Origin of the sequence: Paraburkholderia sp. JHI2823 (assembly GCF_038900695.1) — a bacterium.
Lineage (GTDB): Bacteria > Pseudomonadota > Gammaproteobacteria > Burkholderiales > Burkholderiaceae > Paraburkholderia > Paraburkholderia mimosarum.
This window is the reverse complement of sequence record NZ_JAYMRY010000169.1, coordinates 1-733: the sequence shown is the minus strand read 5'-3', so window position 1 is coordinate 733 and position 733 is coordinate 1. Positions and strand designations below refer to the sequence as shown.

Sequence of the window (733 nt, the reverse complement as noted above, 5' to 3'; positions counted from 1 at the left end):
CTCGACTTGCGTCATCCCGTCGCGCACCGCCTGCACCACCATCTTTCTCAGGTGCGCCTGCGTCGACTGGTCCAGTTTTCGAGCATCGGTTTTCGGGTTCATACCCGTATAACGCATCACGCCTTATAAACCTTACTGCGCGCGCCAACTTGGCATTGCCGCGCTGATCTGCGCGAAGTCCAAGCTGCCGAAGCCCGTAGCCATGTCCCAGCCTGACGTCGCAGTGAAGCCGTAGCCATGGTAGCCGTTGTTGGCTGCTGTCACGTCGTGGTGCAGCGCCGTATTGCCCGGGAGATTCTCATAGAACGCCGGCGTTGGCAGGCTGAGGCGGTTGTTCGTGGCCGATTCGAGCCGCGCCCAGCCGCCCACGAAGATTGGTGATGCGAGGCTCGTGCCGCCGCTTGGCGACTTCATCTTCTGCCCGTTGGAGATGATGTAGGCGCCAGTCGATCGCGCAGCATCGAACGCCACGTCCGGCAGGACACGCTTCGTCACCGAACTGCCGAGCGCCGCGGTTTGCCAACTGGGCGCGGCTTCGTACACGCTCTTGCCCCCTCCCATCGCCCAGATGCGCACCGCGTTGTCGACCAGCTTCCCAGTTTCGTCTAAGTCCGCGTACGCGGCGCCGTCATTCCATACGGTTTCGCCGGCCCACGTCATGGTGCCGGTCGTGGAGAGCATCGTGCCGCCCACTGCGACGACATACGGCGAACTCGCGGGATACTGCACGCTG

The 733-nt window shown here is 63.2% G+C and carries 1 pseudogene; it reads right to left on the bottom strand.

The annotated features are described in order from the left end of the window. Window positions 1-132: 132 nt before the first annotated feature. Window positions 133-733 (bottom strand): annotated as a pseudogene (locus VSR34_RS38135) (peptidase S53); the annotation flags it as partial.